This window comes from Stenotrophomonas sp. STEN225 (assembly GCF_056756445.1).
In genome coordinates, this window is record NZ_JBRRBV010000012.1 from 40,216 (window position 1) to 55,899 (window position 15,684).

12 protein-coding genes are annotated in these 15,684 nt (G+C 65.4%); 5 read left to right on the forward strand and 7 right to left on the reverse strand.

Annotated elements, in window-relative coordinates:
• Window positions 1–450: 450 nt before the first annotated feature.
• On the forward strand, window positions 451–951 hold the full coding sequence (locus tag ACVOJ1_RS13015) for a histone (protein ID WP_065174792.1): 501 nt from the start codon (window positions 451–453) through the stop codon (window positions 949–951).
• Between the two features lie 139 nt (window positions 952–1,090).
• On the opposite strand, the gene ACVOJ1_RS13020 is transcribed toward ACVOJ1_RS13015, so the two are convergent.
• On the reverse strand, window positions 1,091–2,491 hold the full coding sequence (locus ACVOJ1_RS13020; RefSeq protein WP_346480519.1) for a serine hydrolase domain-containing protein: 1,401 nt from the start codon (window positions 2,489–2,491) through the stop codon (window positions 1,091–1,093).
• A gap of 284 nt (window positions 2,492–2,775) precedes the next feature.
• Between ACVOJ1_RS13020 and ACVOJ1_RS13025 the strand changes: the two genes are divergently transcribed.
• Window positions 2,776–4,104: an NTP/NDP exchange transporter gene (locus ACVOJ1_RS13025; protein ID WP_053520263.1), complete on the forward strand. Its 1,329-nt coding sequence runs from the start codon at window positions 2,776–2,778 to the stop codon at window positions 4,102–4,104.
• A 75-nt stretch (window positions 4,105–4,179) separates the two neighbouring features.
• On the forward strand, window positions 4,180–4,530 hold the full coding sequence (locus ACVOJ1_RS13030; RefSeq protein WP_346480520.1) for a DUF1304 domain-containing protein: 351 nt from the start codon (window positions 4,180–4,182) through the stop codon (window positions 4,528–4,530).
• Between the two features lie 472 nt (window positions 4,531–5,002).
• Here ACVOJ1_RS13030 and ACVOJ1_RS13035 read toward each other — a convergent pair whose 3' ends face one another.
• The 3 genes from ACVOJ1_RS13035 to ACVOJ1_RS13045 all read right to left on the reverse strand — a co-directional run bounded on the left by ACVOJ1_RS13035 (window position 5,003) and on the right by ACVOJ1_RS13045 (window position 8,936).
• Window positions 5,003–5,470, reverse strand: coding sequence for a hotdog fold domain-containing protein (locus ACVOJ1_RS13035; RefSeq protein WP_065182618.1), 468 nt, complete (start codon window positions 5,468–5,470; stop codon window positions 5,003–5,005).
• Window positions 5,471–5,544: 74 nt separating this feature from the next.
• Entirely contained in the window at window positions 5,545–8,022 is a 2,478-nt protein-coding gene (locus tag ACVOJ1_RS13040; RefSeq protein ID WP_065174795.1) for an acyl-CoA dehydrogenase, read from the reverse strand.
• Window positions 8,019–8,936 (reverse strand): alpha/beta fold hydrolase, encoded by a 918-nt coding sequence (locus ACVOJ1_RS13045; RefSeq protein WP_065174796.1) that lies wholly within the window; start codon window positions 8,934–8,936, stop codon window positions 8,019–8,021. The genes ACVOJ1_RS13040 and ACVOJ1_RS13045 overlap by 4 nt, the downstream gene beginning before the upstream one ends.
• A 141-nt stretch (window positions 8,937–9,077) precedes the next feature.
• Here ACVOJ1_RS13045 and ACVOJ1_RS13050 point away from each other — a divergent pair, with 141 nt between their 5' ends.
• Complete coding sequence (locus tag ACVOJ1_RS13050) at window positions 9,078–9,680, forward strand: TetR/AcrR family transcriptional regulator (protein WP_053520195.1); 603 nt, start codon at window positions 9,078–9,080, stop codon at window positions 9,678–9,680.
• 139 nt (window positions 9,681–9,819) lie between these two features.
• On the opposite strand, the gene ACVOJ1_RS13055 is transcribed toward ACVOJ1_RS13050, so the two are convergent.
• From ACVOJ1_RS13055 to hslO, 3 genes are all read right to left on the reverse strand, one after another.
• The gene (locus ACVOJ1_RS13055; protein ID WP_346480521.1) at window positions 9,820–12,576 is read right to left on the reverse strand and encodes a TonB-dependent receptor; all 2,757 of its coding nucleotides are present in this window, start codon (window positions 12,574–12,576) and stop codon (window positions 9,820–9,822) included.
• A gap of 384 nt (window positions 12,577–12,960) precedes the next feature.
• The gene (locus ACVOJ1_RS13060) at window positions 12,961–13,809 is read right to left on the reverse strand and encodes an XOO1806 family protein (RefSeq protein WP_128990771.1); all 849 of its coding nucleotides are present in this window, start codon (window positions 13,807–13,809) and stop codon (window positions 12,961–12,963) included.
• Window positions 13,810–13,926: 117 nt separating this feature from the next.
• A complete protein-coding gene (gene hslO / locus ACVOJ1_RS13065) occupies window positions 13,927–14,820 on the reverse strand; it encodes an Hsp33 family molecular chaperone HslO (protein ID WP_277381003.1) in 894 nt (297 codons plus the stop codon).
• Between the two features lie 77 nt (window positions 14,821–14,897).
• Between hslO and mtgA the strand changes: the two genes are divergently transcribed.
• The gene (gene mtgA / locus ACVOJ1_RS13070; protein WP_197572348.1) at window positions 14,898–15,647 is read left to right on the forward strand and encodes a monofunctional biosynthetic peptidoglycan transglycosylase; all 750 of its coding nucleotides are present in this window, start codon (window positions 14,898–14,900) and stop codon (window positions 15,645–15,647) included.
• Window positions 15,648–15,684 lie beyond the last annotated feature (37 nt).

The following is a 15,684-nucleotide window of genomic DNA, read 5'->3' on the forward strand; positions in this document are numbered from 1 at the left end:
TTCTTGAGCGCGCGCGCACGCAGTGGCGCGCGTGGCGGTCGTGTTGCGCACGCCAGCGGTGTCTGCGGAAGCGAAGCGAGGACGCTGGAGACGGTGTCCGGGACGGCGCCAATGTGAAAATTTTTCGCGGGGGTTGTTGACAGTAAAAAAAAGCGTGATTAGGTTTCGCCTCAGCAGACCTTGCCTGCCCAACCGAGTGCGCAGAATCAATCGTCCGATGCGAAGCAGCCCCTCGAAAGCCACCGCGATCCCCAAGACGGTGGACATGGCCCCGCTTCCCCCGGAGAAATGCAAGGCAACTCCCGTTCCGATGCCTGCTCCGCCGATCGAGGCAGGCATTGCCGCATCCGTAACGGCGCGCCTGACGCGCCGGCGGTCCCCGCACGCAGCATCCGCGGGTTTGATCCACCTGGGCGTTTCAACTCCCTATCACTGACGAGGAGCCATCCCATGGCAACCAAGAAAGCTGCGAAGAAAAAGCCCGCCGCCAAGAAGGCGGTGAAGAAGGTCGCTAAGAAGGCCGCTGCCAAGAAGGCAGTGAAGAAGGTCGCAAAGAAGGCGACCGCCAAGAAGGCGGTGAAGAAGGCTGCGAAGAAGGTCGCCAAGAAGACCACTGCGAAGAAGGCAGTGAAGAAGGCGGCAAAGAAGGTAGCCAAGAAGCCGGCGAAGAAGACCGCGAAGAAGGCAGTGAAGAAGGTCGCCAAGAAGGCAGCGAAGAAGACTGCAAAGAAGGCCGCCAAGAAGACCACTGCCCGCAAGCCGGCCAAGAAGGTCGCCAAGAAGGCGACCAAGAAGGCCGTAAAGAAGGTTGCGAAGAAGGCGGCCAAGAAGGCGACCAAGAAGGCTGCCCCGAAGAAGGCAGCGAAGAAGGTCGCCAAGCGCAAGCCGGCCGCCCGCAAGAAGAAGGCCGCTCCGGTCGCTCTGCCGGCAACCCCGGCGCCGCTGATCTAAGTACTTCCCGATAGCCGTACCCTGAAACCCCTTCCTCGGCTGCCCAGCGAGGAGGGGGTTTTTTTATCCCCTGCCTGCAGCCCGCAAAAAAAAGGGCGACCGATGGGCCGCCCTTCCGGTGATGCCAGGGAGTGCCGGTTCAGCGCGGCGAGGCGACCGCGCGGTTGCTGGATGCACCCTTGCCCTTGCGCTTGTCCTGCTGCGCCGGGCTTGCGCCCTCGGCCATCAGGTTGTCGCTGCCGAAGTCGGTATCCACGTCCAGCCAGCGTTGCGAGGGAAGGCCAAGCGCGGAGTCGAGCACGGTCGGCAGCAGGCCGCTGGGCAGGCCGCTTTCGCCGTTCCACATGATCGCGATGCCGAGATCACGCTCCGGGACCAGAGCGACAAGGCCACGGTAGCCCTGCACGGCGCCGGCGTGGAACACCACGTCATGACCGGCGTAATCGAAGGTGCGCCAGCCGAGCGCGTAGCCGGCCGAATGCAGACGCTCGCGGCGCCAGCCCGACCGCATTTCGCCCGGCGTGTTGATCAGGCTCGAATGCAGGGTGGCCAGCAGCGGTGCCGGCAGCACGTCGGGGCGATGACCGGTGTGGGCCAGCAGCCACTGTGCCATGTCGCTGGCACTGGCGTTGACGCCGGCCGCCGGCGCGACCCGGTAGTAGGTCGGCTTCGGCGTCAGCGACACCCAGCCATTACGGCTGCGCACATGCGGACGTGCCCACCGCGAACTGGCCTGGATGCCGGCCAGGCCGAGGCTGGCATCGTTCATACCCAGCGGCTTGAAGATGCGGCGCTCGACCGCCTGCTCGTAGAAGCTGCCGGAGGCGGCGTAGACGACGTCGCCGATCAGGCTGAAGGCCACGTTCTGGTAGGCGTAGCAGTCGCCTGGCAGGCACTTGAGGCTGGTGTTGGCCAGCTTCTGGGTCAGTGCGTAGTACTCGGCGTTGCCTTCGATGTCACGGTCGTAGGCGTTGTAGGGCAGGCCGACGCGGTGGCTGAGCACGTCGGCGACGGTCAGACGCTCGGTGGCTTCCGGCGAGTTGAGGCGGAAGCCGGGCACATAGTCGGTGACCTTGCTGTCCCAGCGCAGCGTTCCGTCATTGACCAGCAGGCCGGCCATGGTGCCGGCGAAGGCCTTGGACAGCGAGGCCAGCCGGAACACGGTATGGGCATCGACCGGCAGCGGATTGTTGACGTCGGTGACGCCGTAACCGCGCGCACTCAGCACGCGTCCACCCTGCACGATCGCCACCGCCATGCCCGGCACGCGCTCGCCATAGGTGAGCTGCTGCGCCATCGATTCGATGTTGGCAACGTTGAAGCCGGGGGCGGGTGCCTGCACCTGCGGCATCAGGTCGGTACGGTAAGCGGCCGGCTGGGTATGAGCGACGGCCGGCGCGGCCGCGGTCTCGATGTTGGCCGGCATCGGCGGCAAGGCCGGCGGGGTCTGCGCGGTGGTGGACAAGGCAACGGGCATCAGCATGCCCAGCAAACCGGTGGCCGCCGAACGGATCGGACGACGCAGGCTGTTCTTTTTCATCGGTTGGACCCGTGCGCGACTGCTGATGGCGATTCTAGCGCCGCTTTTCGCCTGTGCACAAACAAAGCGAAGATGAATGCGCATCTCGTTGAAAAAGTTGGAATTTTGACGCTGCCGGATTGTGTATCCGAACGTGTCGGCGGTCGCCCGTGCGAGTCCCCTGCGGTGCCACCTGCGTGCCGCGCTGGCGATGTTGCAGTGCATTGGCTAACGTACGCGCTTTGCCGCCCCCCGGAGCCTGCCATGCCGCTGTCCAACCGCTGCCTGCTGGCGTGGGGCGCCGCATGAGTTCGGTGCAGGACGGGAGGCCGTTGCGCGGGCTGCTGGCAGCGCTGCGCGAGTCCCCGGCACTGTGGTGGTCGTTCCTCTACTTCTTCTGCCTGCTGAGCGGCTACTACGTGCTGCGACCGGTACGCGAGGCGATGGCGGCTTCGGCCGACCTGGAGACGGTGTTCCCGCCGGTGCTGATCGCCTGGTTCGCCAGCCACGGCATCGCACTGAAGGATTTCGTCCTGCAGTTCCTGTTTTCCTGCGTGTTCGTGATCATGCTGGTGCTGCAGCCGGTCTATGGCTGGCTGGTCAGCCGCTTTCCGCGGCGGGTATTCCTGCCGGCGGTGTATGGCTTCTTCATCGCGACCCTGCTGGGCTTCTACGCACTGTTCGACAGTGGCGTGCCGGGGCGGGGCATGGCCTTCTTCTTCTGGGTCATGGTGTTCAACCTGTTCGCCGTCGCCGTGTTCTGGAGCTTCATGGCGGATGTGTTCTCCAACGTGCAGGCCCGTGCGTACTACGGCTACATCGGCGCGGCCGGCACGCTCGGCGCGTTCCTCGGCCCGATCATCACCAGTGCGCTGGTGCAGCGGGTGGGTATCGCCAACCTGATGCTGGTCTCGGCCGGCTTCCTGATCGTGTGCCTGCTGTGCATCTGGCGCTTGCGGCACTGGGCGGTGCTGCGTGAACGCGAGCAGCAACTGGTCTCCGGCGAGCAGCCGATGGGCGGCAGCGTGCTTGATGGCCTGAAGCTGATCGCGCGCGAGCCCCTGCTGCGCTGGCTTGCCATCATGGTGGTGTTCGGCGTCGGCGTGGGAACGCTGCTGTACAACCAGCAGGCCAGCATCGTGCGCGCGTCGTTCACCGACCCTGCGGCGAGCACCGCATTTTTCTCGCGCATCGATCTGGCGGTGAACGCGCTGGCCCTGCTGATGCAGCTGGGCCTGACCCGCTGGCTGCTGTCGCGCCACGGCATCGCTCCGGCGCTGTTGATTCCCGGCTTCGCGATCCTGATCGGCTTCTCGGTGCTGGCGGCGTCGCCGATGCCGCTGATGGTGGCGGTGGTGCAGGTGATGACCCGGGCCAGCGAGTTCGCCCTGGCCAAGCCGGCACGCGAGACGATCTATACCCGTGTCGACCGGCAATGGCGCTACAAGGCCGGTGCGGCCATCGACACGGTGGTCTATCGTGGTGCCGACCTGAGCTTCACCTGGGTGCACAAGGGACTGGCATTGTTCGGTTCGCACGTGGTGTTCATCGGAGGCGTTGCGGTGGCCGCGTTCATGACGCTGGCCGCGTTCGGCGTGCTGCGCGAAGAGAAGAAGCTGCCCCGCGACCGCTGATTTTCCGGGGTCAGATCCTTTTCCGGCAGGAAAGGGATCTGACCCCATTCTCCATCCCTGTTCAAGGAATCGCCCATGTACTGGATCGCACTCGCCCTGACTCTGCTCGTCGCCCTGCTGCACGTCTACTTCCTGGTGCTGGAGATGTTCCTGTGGACGCGGCCACTGGGGCTGAAAACGTTCCGCAACACGCCGGAGAAGGCGCAGACCACACAGGTGCTGGCGGCCAACCAGGGGCTGTACAACGGCTTCCTGGCGGCCGGCATCGTGGCGGGGCTGGTGATGGCACAGCCGGTGCTGGTGACGTTCTCGCTGGCCTGCGTGGTCGTGGCGGGGGGCTATGGCGCGTACAGCGTGAGCCGCCGGATCTTCATGATCCAGGCGCTGCCGGCGATCCTGGCGCTGGTGCTGCGCGCGCTGGTGTGAGTTCCGGCCAACGGCGCAGCCCCTCGTGGGTTGGCCGCGTAGAGCGTGTCATGGGTTTGGCCAAGCGGGTTGGGTTCGCGGGGGACGCCGCAAGTACGTCCCTGTAGGCTTGGCCGCGGCATCCATGCCGCGGACACCCCCGCGAACCCAACCCGCCCGGCCCCTGACAGTTTCCGCGGGCGTCCAGCCCACGGAGAAGAAAAAAAAGAGCAAACAGCAACACCAACAGCAAAAGCGGCCGATGGGCTGCTTTTGCTTCTGCTCTTCTTTTTTCTTCTGCGTGGGTTGGACGCCGCACAGATCTGTCAGAGGCCGGATGGGTCGGGCCGGGCGGGGTATCCGCGCCATGGATGGCGCGGCTAAGCCCCCAGGGATGGGTTCACGGCGTCCCAGCCTGGCTCGACCCATCCGGCCCAACCGATAACCGCATGCCGCGACCAACCCACGAGGGGCTGCGCCGTTGGCCGGAACCTCACTTGGCCGGCGACATCCACATGTCGATGACGGCGCTGAACACTTCGGTCCCTGCACGGTCGCGCACGCTCACCGTCACTGGCAGCGCATAGCCCTGGGCCGCGACCACGATCGGCTGCGCCGGCAGTGCCACCGCCTGCAGCGTGCCGCGTGCCTTGGCCAGGTACTGCACCTGCATGCCCTTGGGGATCCAGCGCATGCCCTTCGGCAGTGATGCATCGACCATCAGCCCGGCCGTGAGTTCGGCCAGATTGCACATCGCGATCGCGTGCACCGTGCCGATGTGGTTGCGCACCCTGCGCCGGTCCGCCAGCGTACCTTCGCAGCGGCCGTTTTCCAGGCGGGTGATGCGCGGCGCGATGCTGGCGAAGTAGGGCGCCTTGAAGCACACCGCGCGCGAGAACAGCCAGGTGCCGGCAGGCCAGCGCTGCAGGCGGTTGTAGAGCGATAGCAGGGGCGTGGACATGGTGGGATTCCGTTGGGCGGATAAAGCGACGGCGGGCCGAGGCCCGCCGTCGAGGCAACGCGTGTCGCGGGCGATCAGGCGGCCTGCGAGTGCGGGTCCTTGTGCTGGCGGTCGTAGTAGCTGGCCGCGCGCAGTTCGTGGGTGTCGAAGTCGTCCACGGTGATGGTGTCCAGGGTCAGCGTGCGCAGCTCTTCCAGCAGCGTGCGCTCGTCCTGGGTGATCACACCTTCGGCCACGGCTTCGTCCAGCTGGCTCTGGAAGTCCAGCGCCTCGATGCCCTTGCTCTTCAGCGCCTTCAGGAACTTGCGCTCCACCGGCTCGGCCATGATGGCCTTGGCCAGATAGCTGTTGATGCGGCCGCCCGGGTTGTTCTCGCACGGGGTCAGGAACACACCCTGTGCCAGGCGGTCGCGCGCTTCGTTCGGCGCCATCAGCAGAGCGGCGACGCGACGGCTCAGGCGATCACCCGGTGCTTCGGCGCGGCGGCCCAGCGGGAAGATCAGTGCCCACATCAGCCAGCCGATCGGACGGATCGGGAAGTTGCGCAGGGCGGCCGACAGCGATTCTTCGATCTTGTGCACGCTGTCATGGAAGGCCCACGCCAGCAGCGGCTGGTCGGCCTGCGGTGCGCCCTCATCGTGGTAGCGCTTGAGCATGGCGCTGGTCATGTAGATGTGGCTCAGCACATCGCCCAGGCGGCCGGACAGCGATTCCTTGAACTTCAGCTTGCCGCCGAGCGTCATCATCGAGATGTCGGCCATCAGCGCCAGATTGGCCGAATAGCGGTCCAGCTTGCGGAAGTAACGGCGGGTGTAGGCATCGCCCGGGGCGGCACCGAAGCGGGCGCCGGTCAGGCCGAACCAGAACGAGCGCACGGCGTTGGAAATGCCGTAGCGGATGTGGCCGAACAGGCTGCGGTCGAATTCCTGCAGGCCGGCACGGGTATCCGGATCCTGTGCAGCCTTCATCTCCTTCAGCACCCACGGGTGGCAGAGAATCGCACCCTGGCCGAAGATCAGCAGGCTGCGGGTCATGATGTTGGCGCCTTCCACGGTGATCGCGATCGGCGCAGCCTGCCAGCTGCGGCCGGCGAAGTTGCGCGGGCCGAGGATGATGCCCTTGCCGCCGATGACATCCATCACGTCCGAGATCACCTCGCGGCTCATGCTGGTGCAGTGGTACTTGGCGATCGCCGACGGTACCGATGGCACGTCGCCGCGGTCGACGGCGGCAGCCGTGGCCTGCGACAGCGCGCTGATCTTGTAGGCCTTGCCGCCGATACGGGCCAGTGCTTCCTCCACGCCTTCAAAGCGGCCGACCGACAGGCCGAACTGCTTGCGGATGCGCGCGTAGGCGCCGGTCACCGCAGCGCCGGCCTTGGCGCCACCGCTGGCGGTGGACGGCAGCGTGATCGAACGGCCCACAGCCAGGCATTCGTTGAGCATGTTCCAGCCCTTGCCGGCCATGGCAGCGCCGCCGATGAGCTGGGTCAGCGGGATGAACACGTCCTTGCCGCGAATCGGGCCGTTCTGGAAGGTCGAGTTCAGCGGGAAGTGGCGGCGGCCGATTTCGACGCCGGCGGTATCGCGCGGCAGCAGGCCCAGAGTGATGCCGATGTCGCGGGTCTCGCCGATCAGGCCATCCGGGTCGTACATGCGGAAGGCCAGACCGATCAGCGATGCGACCGGAGCCAGGGTGATGTAACGCTTGTCGAACGTCAGCCTGACGCCCAGCACCTGCTCGCCATTCCATTCGCCCCGGCAGACGATGCCGTAGTCGGGAATCGAGGTGGCATCGGAGCCGGCAAACGGGCCGGTCAGGCCGAAGCAGGGCACTTCACGACCGTCGGCCAGACGCGGCAGGTACTGGTCCTTCTGCTCCTGGGTGCCGTAATGCACCAGCAGTTCGCCCGGACCCAGCGAGTTCGGCACGCCGACGGTCGAGCTGACCACCGAGGATACCGAGGCCAGCTTCTGGATCACCTTGTGGTGGGCCAGCGCAGAGAAGCCCAGGCCGCCGTATTCCTTCGGGATGATCATGCCGAAGAACTTGTTCTTCTTGATGAAGGCCCACAGCTCCGGCGGCAGGTCGGCGTGGACGTGGGTGATCTCCCAGTCGTTGACCATCCGGCACAGCTCTTCCACCGGGCCGTCGAGGAAGGCCTGCTCCTCGGCGGTCAACTGCGGCTTGGGATAGTTGAGCAGGATGTTCCAGTCCGGATCGCCGGTGAACAGCTCGCCTTCAAAACCGACCGAGCCGGTTTCCAGTGCGATGCGCTCGGTCTGTGACAGCGGCGGCAGTACCTTGCGGAACACCTTCATCATCGGACCGGTCAGCAGCGGCTTGCGGATGAACGGCAGCAGCAGCGGTACAGCGATCACGGCCAGCACGGCGGCGGCGACGATCGTGGCGGTCTGGTTGACGTAGGGGATGAACCAGCAGGCGACCAGCAGCGCGGCGCTGATCAGCGTCCAGGTGACCAGCCGCATGCGGTGGTAGGCGGCGAATGCACCTGCCAGCAGCAGGGCAAGGAAGGGAAGAACGATGCTCATGAGCGTGCTCCGGTGACGTGCTCGTTTGTGACGGACGAAGCTGCGGCGTCCACCGCAGGCAACACGTCCAGATAGTCCAACACAGTAGCGGTAAACGCGTCGTTGTCGTCGCCGGCGACCATGTGCGTGGCCTGCGGCAACTGCACGTGGCGCGCGTGCGGGGCCAGCGCCAGGAATTCGGCCACGGTCTGCGGCGTGACCAGGTCACTGCGCCCCCCACTGACCAGCAGCATCGGGCACTTCACCTGGCGCGCGGCATCGGCCAGCGCATCCTGGTGCTGCTCGCTGTCGCGGGCCAGCTCGGCGACCAGGCGCGGATCCCAGTGCCAGCGCCAGCGGCCGTGACCATCCTCGCGCAGCAGCGCGCGCAGCGACTGCTCGGATTTGCGAGGCCGGTGCGGCATGTAGGCGGAAATCACGTCGGCGGCCTGGGCCAGCGAGGCGAAGCCATCGGGATGGGCGGTCATGAAGGCGAGGATGCGCTCCACGCCCGCGGTATCCCAGCGCGGGGTGATGTCCACCAGCACCATCGCCGAGAACAGGCCCGGCCAGCGCGATTCGGCCAGCAGGCCGAACAGGCCGCCCATCGAGGCGGCGACCAGCACCGGCGGGCGCGGCTGTTCGCCGGCCAGCACGATCAGGTCGTCGGCGAACTGCTCGCCGTGATAGGGCAGGTCGGCGGCATTCCAGTCCGAATCGCCGTGACCGCGGGCGTCGTAGGCCAGCGTCTGCAGGCCGGCAGCAGACAGCGCGCGGGCCGTGGCGTTCCAGGCATGCCGGGTCTGCCCGAAACCGTGGGCGAACAGCACCCGGCCGCGGCGGCCGTGATCGCTGGCCGTGGCGGCCAGCCGTGTGCCGTGCGCGGCTTCCAGACGCAGGTCGTGGAACGCAACGGGTGTGGGGGAAGTAACCATACTTGCTAGTATGGATCGGTTGCGGGGGATGTCAATACTGCATGGTATGGTGCGGCGCGTCAGGTGGCCGGTCTGCATAGCGGAGCCCTTCGGCTGCATCCGCGTACTGCAACGAACCCCGCCGTATGGTTAAATCACTCCATGAATCAACCTGACGCTTCTGCCGGCGAACCGCGCGCCGGCCGCAACAGCCGCCTGAGCGCCGAAGACTGGGCCCAGGCGGCCCTCGATCTGATTGCTGAACAAGGCGTGGGTGCCGTCGCGGTGGAACCGCTGGCGCGGCGCCTCGGCGTCACCAAGGGCAGCTTCTACTGGCATTTCCCCTCGCGCGACGCACTGCTGCAGGCGGCGTTGGAGCGGTGGGAGTTGTTCGAGCAGGAGCAGGTGTTCGGCAGCCTGGAAGACGTGCCGGATCCGCGCGCGCGCCTGCGTCAGCTGTTCCAGATGGTGGCGCACGAAGTGCAGCCGCATATCATCTACAGCGAGCTGCTGAAGGCGCTGGACCATCCGATGGTGCGGCCGGTGATCGACCGCGTTTCGCAGCGTCGCCTCGATTACCTCATCGCCTCGTTCCGTCAGGCAGGCCTGAGCTCCACCGACGCACGCCATCGTGCGCGCCTGGCCTATGCGGCCTATGTGGGCTTCCTGCAGCTGTCGCTGCAGCTGCAGCAGCCGAAGCAGGCGCGGGAGGATTTCGAGGCCTATGTCGAACACCTGATCGAGACGCTCATTCCGAACGGCTGACGGTTTCCGTTGCCCACGAAAAAGCCGCGACCTGATCGCGGCTTTTTTGTTGCCGGTGCAGGGTGGTACGCGCCGGCAGTGCAGAAAGAACAACGGCCCCTTGCGGGGCCGTTGCTGCAGTCATCGATCGATCAACCGATCAGAACTTCTGCTTGTACTGCATGTACATGTAGCGGCCCGGCAGGTCGTACTGCGGGTCGAACATGTTGTAGGACGTCGAGTACGAAACCGGCGGATCCTTGTCCCATGCGTTGTTCAGGCCCAGCATGATGGTGCCCTTCCACGGGGTGTTGTAGCGCACCTGGATGTCGTGGTAAGTGGTGGCACCCATGTGGTTCTTGCCGTTGGCACCATCCGAGCAGTAGCCGACAAGGTCTGCATCACCCACCGGATCGAACGGGCAGTCTTCGGTCATACCGGACTTGTAACGCAGGCCGTAGTTGACGCCGAAATCGCCGTAAGACCAATCGACGTACAGGTTGGAACGGACACGCCAGTACGGATCCTGGTCGAGGTAACGACCGGCGCGACCGTCGAGCGGGGCATCTTCGGTGGACTTGGTGTCCCACTTCGACAGGTAGGTGCTGTCCCAGCTGATGGTGAACTGGCCGAACGAGGTTTCCGGCAGCTTGTACAGCACGCCCAGATCCCAACCTTCCACCTTGTACGAAGACAGGTTCTGCAGCGGCATGTCGACGTTGGTGATGGTGTAGCGCTGGGTTGCAGTGCCGTAGGTCGGATCACGCGTGATCAGGCCGCAGTAGGTTGCCTGTTCCTGCGGCGAACCACCATAGCAGCGATCCATGATGTCCTGGATGGCCGGACGGGTGATCGCGTCTTCAATCTCGATCTGCCACCAGTCCAGGGTCACGTTGAGGCCGGAGACGAAGCTCGGGCTCCACACCAGGCCCAGCGTCTTGCTGGTCGAGGTTTCCGGCTTCAGGTTCGGGTTCGACTTCCAGGTGAATGCTTCGGGCGTCTGCTTGTTGGCGCCGCTGCCAGCGCCAGGCTGCTGGAAGTTGGCCGGCACGCCTTCGGCGGCGCACTGGGCAGCAACTGCACCGGTACGACGACCGCTCGAGGCCGAGCAGGGATCCGCGTAGGTCTCGAACGAATCCGCATCGCCACGGTACAGATTGTTGATGCTCGGCGCACGGAAGCCTTCGGAATAGTTACCACGCACCATCAGGTCGTCGATCGGCTTCCAGCGGAAACCGAACTTGTTGTTGGTGGTGTTGCCGAAGTTGCTGTAGTCCGAATAACGGGTGGCAACGCTGAAGTCCAGCAGCTGGGCGCCCGGCAGATCGGCCAGGACCGGGATCGACAGTTCCAGGTAGAACTCGTCCAGGTCGTAAGCACCCTTGGTCGGCGCAGCGCCGTTACCGGTGCTCAGGCCCGCTGCGATGAAGGCGTCGGGGTCGAACTGGCCGCTTTCCTTGCGGTTCTCATAACCAGCAGCGAAGCCCAGCGCACCGGCCGGCAGCTGCACGATCTCACCGGAGATGTTGGCGTAGTAGCTCTTCGACACCAGGCTGGCCGAATCGTGCGCGGTGAACGACGCGTAATCCAGCGCTTCCTGCGAGATCGAACCCAGGCCACCCAGCGGATTGATCGGCACGCAGCCGGTAATGACCGCACCGGCCGAGGTCAAGCACACCGGCTGACCATCGCGGATCGCCGAGGGGCCATAGGCTTCAGCCAGGCGCTGGCGGTTGAACAGACCGTAGGTCAGGTCGTTCTGGTCGGTCTTGTCGTAGCGGTAGCCGACATCCCAGTCGAAGTTGCGGTCGGCGAACTCGAAGAAGCCTTCAAAGCCACCGTAGAAGTGCCAGTTCTTGACGTTCTGGTTGAACGAACGACCGCCGGTCTCATTGAAGCGACGGGAGACGCTTGTGAGATCGACACCGTACGGGTTGTACATGCTCGACGCGCTGAGACGCTGGCCGGTCACCGGCATGGCTGCCAGCAGCTGTTCGGACTTGCGCTCGTTGTACATCGCCTCGGTACGGAAGGTGATGTTGTCCGTGATGTTGTACGAGCCGAGAGCGAACAGCGAGGTGCGCTCGTTCGGCGTCAGCAGGTAGTTGTCCGGAGAAGTGTTGTAGCCGTGAACGTTCGCGTCGAACGGGGTTTCAACACCGTTGATGATCACGTAACGCTGGTCATTGCGGATGTAGGAGCCCGGGATGCCGGTGCTGCTCTGGCCACCGAAGAACGGCGGGCCGCCAGCGGAGATCTTGCGATCGCCGGCCATGACTTCCTTCTCGTTCACGTAGGACGCGCCCAGCACCAGCGACGCACGGTCGGTGGTGGTGCCGATGGTGAAGTCATAGGCTTCACGCTCGCCGTCGCCCTGGCTGTACTGGCCCTTGTAGAAGTTTGCCTCGGCGCCGTCGAAGTTCTGCTTGGTGATGATGTTCACCACGCCGGCGATGGCATCCGAGCCGTAGATGGTCGAAGCGCCGTCCTTCAGGACGTCGATGCGCTCGATCATCGCGGTCGGGATGGTGTTCAGGTCGACGCTGCCGTCCAGACCGGTGGTCCAGCGACGGCCGTTGACCAGCACCAGGGTGCGCTCGGCGCCGAGGTTGCGCAGGCTGACGCCGGCCGAACCGTCACCACCGTTGTTGAAGGTGCGGTTCAGTGCGGCACCGTTGGCGGCGACGCGCTGCAGGATATCGGCAACCGAGGTCACACCCTGCTTTTCGATGTCGGCGCGGGTCAGGCTCAGGACCGGCTGCGAGGTTTCGATGTCGGTGCTCTTGATGCGCGAACCGGTCACCGAAATGCGATCCAGGTTGGTCGCTTCCTGCGCCTGGGCGGTTACGGACGTGGCCGCACCCGCGATCAGCGCGACGACAACAGCGTCACGCAGCTTGTTGGACTGGAAATTCATTGGCTCTCTCTCTCCAAGAAATCTTGGCTGGGGTTATGCCCGGCGGGGAAGCGAAAGTGCGCTTCCAAATCGCGAGGCTGAGCCGATAGTAGCGGGCGCCTGCAAAGAATTAAAGCTGTGTTAATCAAAGCTGTGATTTGTGTAAATTGATGGAATGTCAATACTTTTCAACGGCTTGCAGTAGGGTTTGTGGCATGGTGCCTCGTTTGTTAAAAAAAAATGATGAAAAAAGTTTCCATTGATATGTATCGAAACATGTCGCGGCGGCGAGAAACGCACACATTGCGACAGCGCCGGAGGGGCGCAGAGGGAGTGCGGCACACGCAAACGCAACGGGCGCCTTCCGGCGCCCGCGATGTCACTGCATGAGGGAGGTGCGAGCGGTCAGAGATCCTGCTCGTAACGCACATACGGCACGGTGCCGTCGTCGTTGCTCTCGTTGCGTGGAGAGAAGGGGTTCTTGCCGCGGCTGATCACGTTCTCGGCGCCGACGGTGAGCTGGCCGGACCACGGCGTCCGCCAGGTCAGGCCGATGCCCAGACCTTCCCACTTGCCAGGGCGGCCGGGTACGTCGACCACGCGGCCGATGATGCTGCCGGTGAAGTTGCCGTAACCGGCGCCGAGGCTGAGGCTCTTGCTGTCCCAGCGATCGACCAGGGCCGGCGAGGCATCGGCCAGCGGAACCAGGCGTGCCTTGGCGTAGGTGCCGGCGATGGACACGAATCCTTCGCGGCCGATGTTCTTCTGCGCGAACACGGTCAGGTCGTTCTGCTCGGCACGCAGCGACGGCGTCTTGTTCGGGCCGGCCAGCCAGGCGGGCAGTGTTTCGCGACCGGTACCGGCGGTGATGCCCAGGCGGCTGCTGCCCCGGTTCAGGGCAGCCGTGCCGGTGAAGCGGCGGCTGCTGAGGTCATCGTCGTCGCCCAGGCTGGCCAGCATGCAGTGGCTGGCCAGACCGCTGATGCTGGTACTGCTGCTGTTGCTGCAGAGCAGGCCCAGCGAGTCGCCCGACGACAAGCCAAAGGCCGCATCCAGCGAATTGCGGCCGAAATGCCAGCGGGCGCCAGCGGCCTGCTCACCGGTGGGTTCCAGGTAGAGCAGGGCTTCGACCTTGCCGCTGCCCTTGTTCCACACCGGCAGCACCGTGCGGGTGTCCTTGCTCTGCGCATGCGCGCCCGCGACCGCGCCAAGGGCGATCAGCAGGGCCAGCGGTAGACGCAGATAGGTACGCATCGGACCAGTTCAGACAGGGACAGACAACGGAAGTTCCCGCAGGGGCGGGGACTCGATCCTAGAGTGTTTATGATTTCTTAACAAGCCTTGATCCTCCCCAGGTGCAAGACCCGCCGCTTACTGAAGGCGTTCAGGTGCCGGAACAGCCCCCTCGGCACCGTGGAACAGTATGCCGAACTCCGTCAACGGGAAGTGATACTCCCGTCCGCAGAATTCGCAGCGGACTTCGACCTCGCCGGTGGCTTCGGCCGCCGCCCGCGCCTCTTCCTCGCCCAGCGACTGCAACATCGAGGCGACCCGCTCGCGCGAGCAGGAGCAGGCAAAGGACAGTGGCTTGCTGCCCATCAGCTCCGCCTTCTCCTCATGGAACAAGCGGTGCAGCAGCTGCTCGGCGGGAGTAGCGAGCAGTTCGGCCCTGCCCAGGGTCTCGAACAGGGCACTGGCGCGTGACCAGCCATCTTCGTCGCCCTCGTCGCCGGGTAGTTTCTGCAGCAGAAGGCCGCTGGCCCCCGTGCGGTCGGCGGCCAGCAGCAGTCGCGTCGGCAACTGCTCGGACTGCCGGAAGTAGTCCTCGAAGGCCTCGTCCAGTTCCGCGGCGCTGAGCCCGACCAGGCTCTGGTAGCGCTGCGGTTCGCGCGGGTCCAGCCCGGGGTTCTCGATGGTGATGGCGAGGAGGGCGTCATCGCCCAGGCTCGACAGATCGCGCGGCGCGTCGGCGCCCTCGCTGAGCTGGGCGATGCCGCGCAGGGTGCCGGCGGCGGTGCATTCGGCGAACAGCGTGCGCAGCGTGGTGCTGCTGCGCAGCTGGATGGACAGGCGGCCGTCGACCTTGGTGTGGCCGGTGAACAGCGCCGAGGCCACGCAGGCTTCGCCGAGCAGCTCGGCTGCGGCATCCGGGTAATGGGCATGGGACAGGATTTCCTGCCAGGTGGCCTGCAGGCGCACGTGTACGCCGCGGACACCCGCGTCGGGAAGCAGGAAGCGGATCAGGGAATCAGGTTGGGCGGTCATCGGCTCACATCGCGCGGAAACAGGGGTGGTTGCCGGATAATGCGCCGACAGCCAGGCAGAAGAAGGATGCACCACTAATGGGGGCAGAGGGAGAGCAGGACAAGGTGAAGGTGGCCGGGGACGTTCCGCGCCGCCGGCGTTGGCACTGGAAGCGGCTGCTGTGGCTGCCGGTGCTGTTCGTGGCCTTCAGCTGCCTGCAGGTGCTGGTGCTGCGCTTCGTGGATCCGCCCATTTCCAGCGTGATGCTGTGGCGCTACGGGGAGGCGCTGGGTGCGGGCGACTGGGCCTACCGGCTGCACTACCAGTGGCGGGATCTGGACCAGATGGCGCCGAGCCTGCCGATTTCGCTGGTGGCGGCCGAGGACCAGCGTTTCCCCGAACACAGTGGGTTCGATCTGCAGGCCATCGAGAAGGCGCGTGACCACAACGCGCGGGGCGGCCGGCTGCGCGGGGCCAGCACCATCAGCCAGCAGGTGGCCAAGAACCTGTTCCTCTGGCAGGGCCGCAGCTGGATCCGCAAGGGCCTGGAGGTCTGGTACACGGTGCTGATCGAAACGTTGTGGCCCAAGCAGCGGATCCTGGAGATGTACGCGAACATCGCCGAGTTCGGTGACGGCGTGTACGGTGCGCAGGCGGCGGCGAAGACCTTCTGGGGCAAGGACGCCGCGCGCCTCAGCCCGGCCGAGAGCGCACGGTTGGCGGCCGTGTTGCCGGCACCGCGGCGCTACAGCGCGGCCTCGCCCGGTCCCTACGTACAGCGTCGCGCCGCGTGGATCCAGCGCCAGGCCCGGCAGCTGGGCGGCGCTGCGTACCTGGCCGAGGACTGAGGCGGGCGTCTGCGCCGCTCCGCACTGGCGACGTACA

What these genes read in the sequence shown, in the direction of transcription:
- ACVOJ1_RS13050 (WP_053520195.1), top strand. Translation starts at nt 9,078, where the DNA reads ATGAATCAACCTGACGCTTCTGCCGGCGAACCGCGCGCCGGCCGCAAC.
- ACVOJ1_RS13055 (WP_346480521.1), bottom strand. Translation starts at nt 12,576, where the DNA reads ATGAATTTCCAGTCCAACAAGCTGCGTGACGCTGTTGTCGTCGCGCTG.
- ACVOJ1_RS13015 (WP_065174792.1), top strand. Translation starts at nt 451, where the DNA reads ATGGCAACCAAGAAAGCTGCGAAGAAAAAGCCCGCCGCCAAGAAGGCG.
- ACVOJ1_RS13025 (WP_053520263.1), top strand. Translation starts at nt 2,776, where the DNA reads ATGAGTTCGGTGCAGGACGGGAGGCCGTTGCGCGGGCTGCTGGCAGCG.
- ACVOJ1_RS13020 (WP_346480519.1), bottom strand. Translation starts at nt 2,491, where the DNA reads ATGAAAAAGAACAGCCTGCGTCGTCCGATCCGTTCGGCGGCCACCGGT.
- ACVOJ1_RS13045 (WP_065174796.1), bottom strand. Translation starts at nt 8,936, where the DNA reads ATGGTTACTTCCCCCACACCCGTTGCGTTCCACGACCTGCGTCTGGAA.
- ACVOJ1_RS13030 (WP_346480520.1), top strand. Translation starts at nt 4,180, where the DNA reads ATGTACTGGATCGCACTCGCCCTGACTCTGCTCGTCGCCCTGCTGCAC.
- hslO (WP_277381003.1), bottom strand. Translation starts at nt 14,820, where the DNA reads ATGACCGCCCAACCTGATTCCCTGATCCGCTTCCTGCTTCCCGACGCG.
- ACVOJ1_RS13035 (WP_065182618.1), bottom strand. Translation starts at nt 5,470, where the DNA reads ATGTCCACGCCCCTGCTATCGCTCTACAACCGCCTGCAGCGCTGGCCT.
- mtgA (WP_197572348.1), top strand. Translation starts at nt 14,898, where the DNA reads ATGGGGGCAGAGGGAGAGCAGGACAAGGTGAAGGTGGCCGGGGACGTT.
- ACVOJ1_RS13040 (WP_065174795.1), bottom strand. Translation starts at nt 8,022, where the DNA reads ATGAGCATCGTTCTTCCCTTCCTTGCCCTGCTGCTGGCAGGTGCATTC.
- ACVOJ1_RS13060 (WP_128990771.1), bottom strand. Translation starts at nt 13,809, where the DNA reads ATGCGTACCTATCTGCGTCTACCGCTGGCCCTGCTGATCGCCCTTGGC.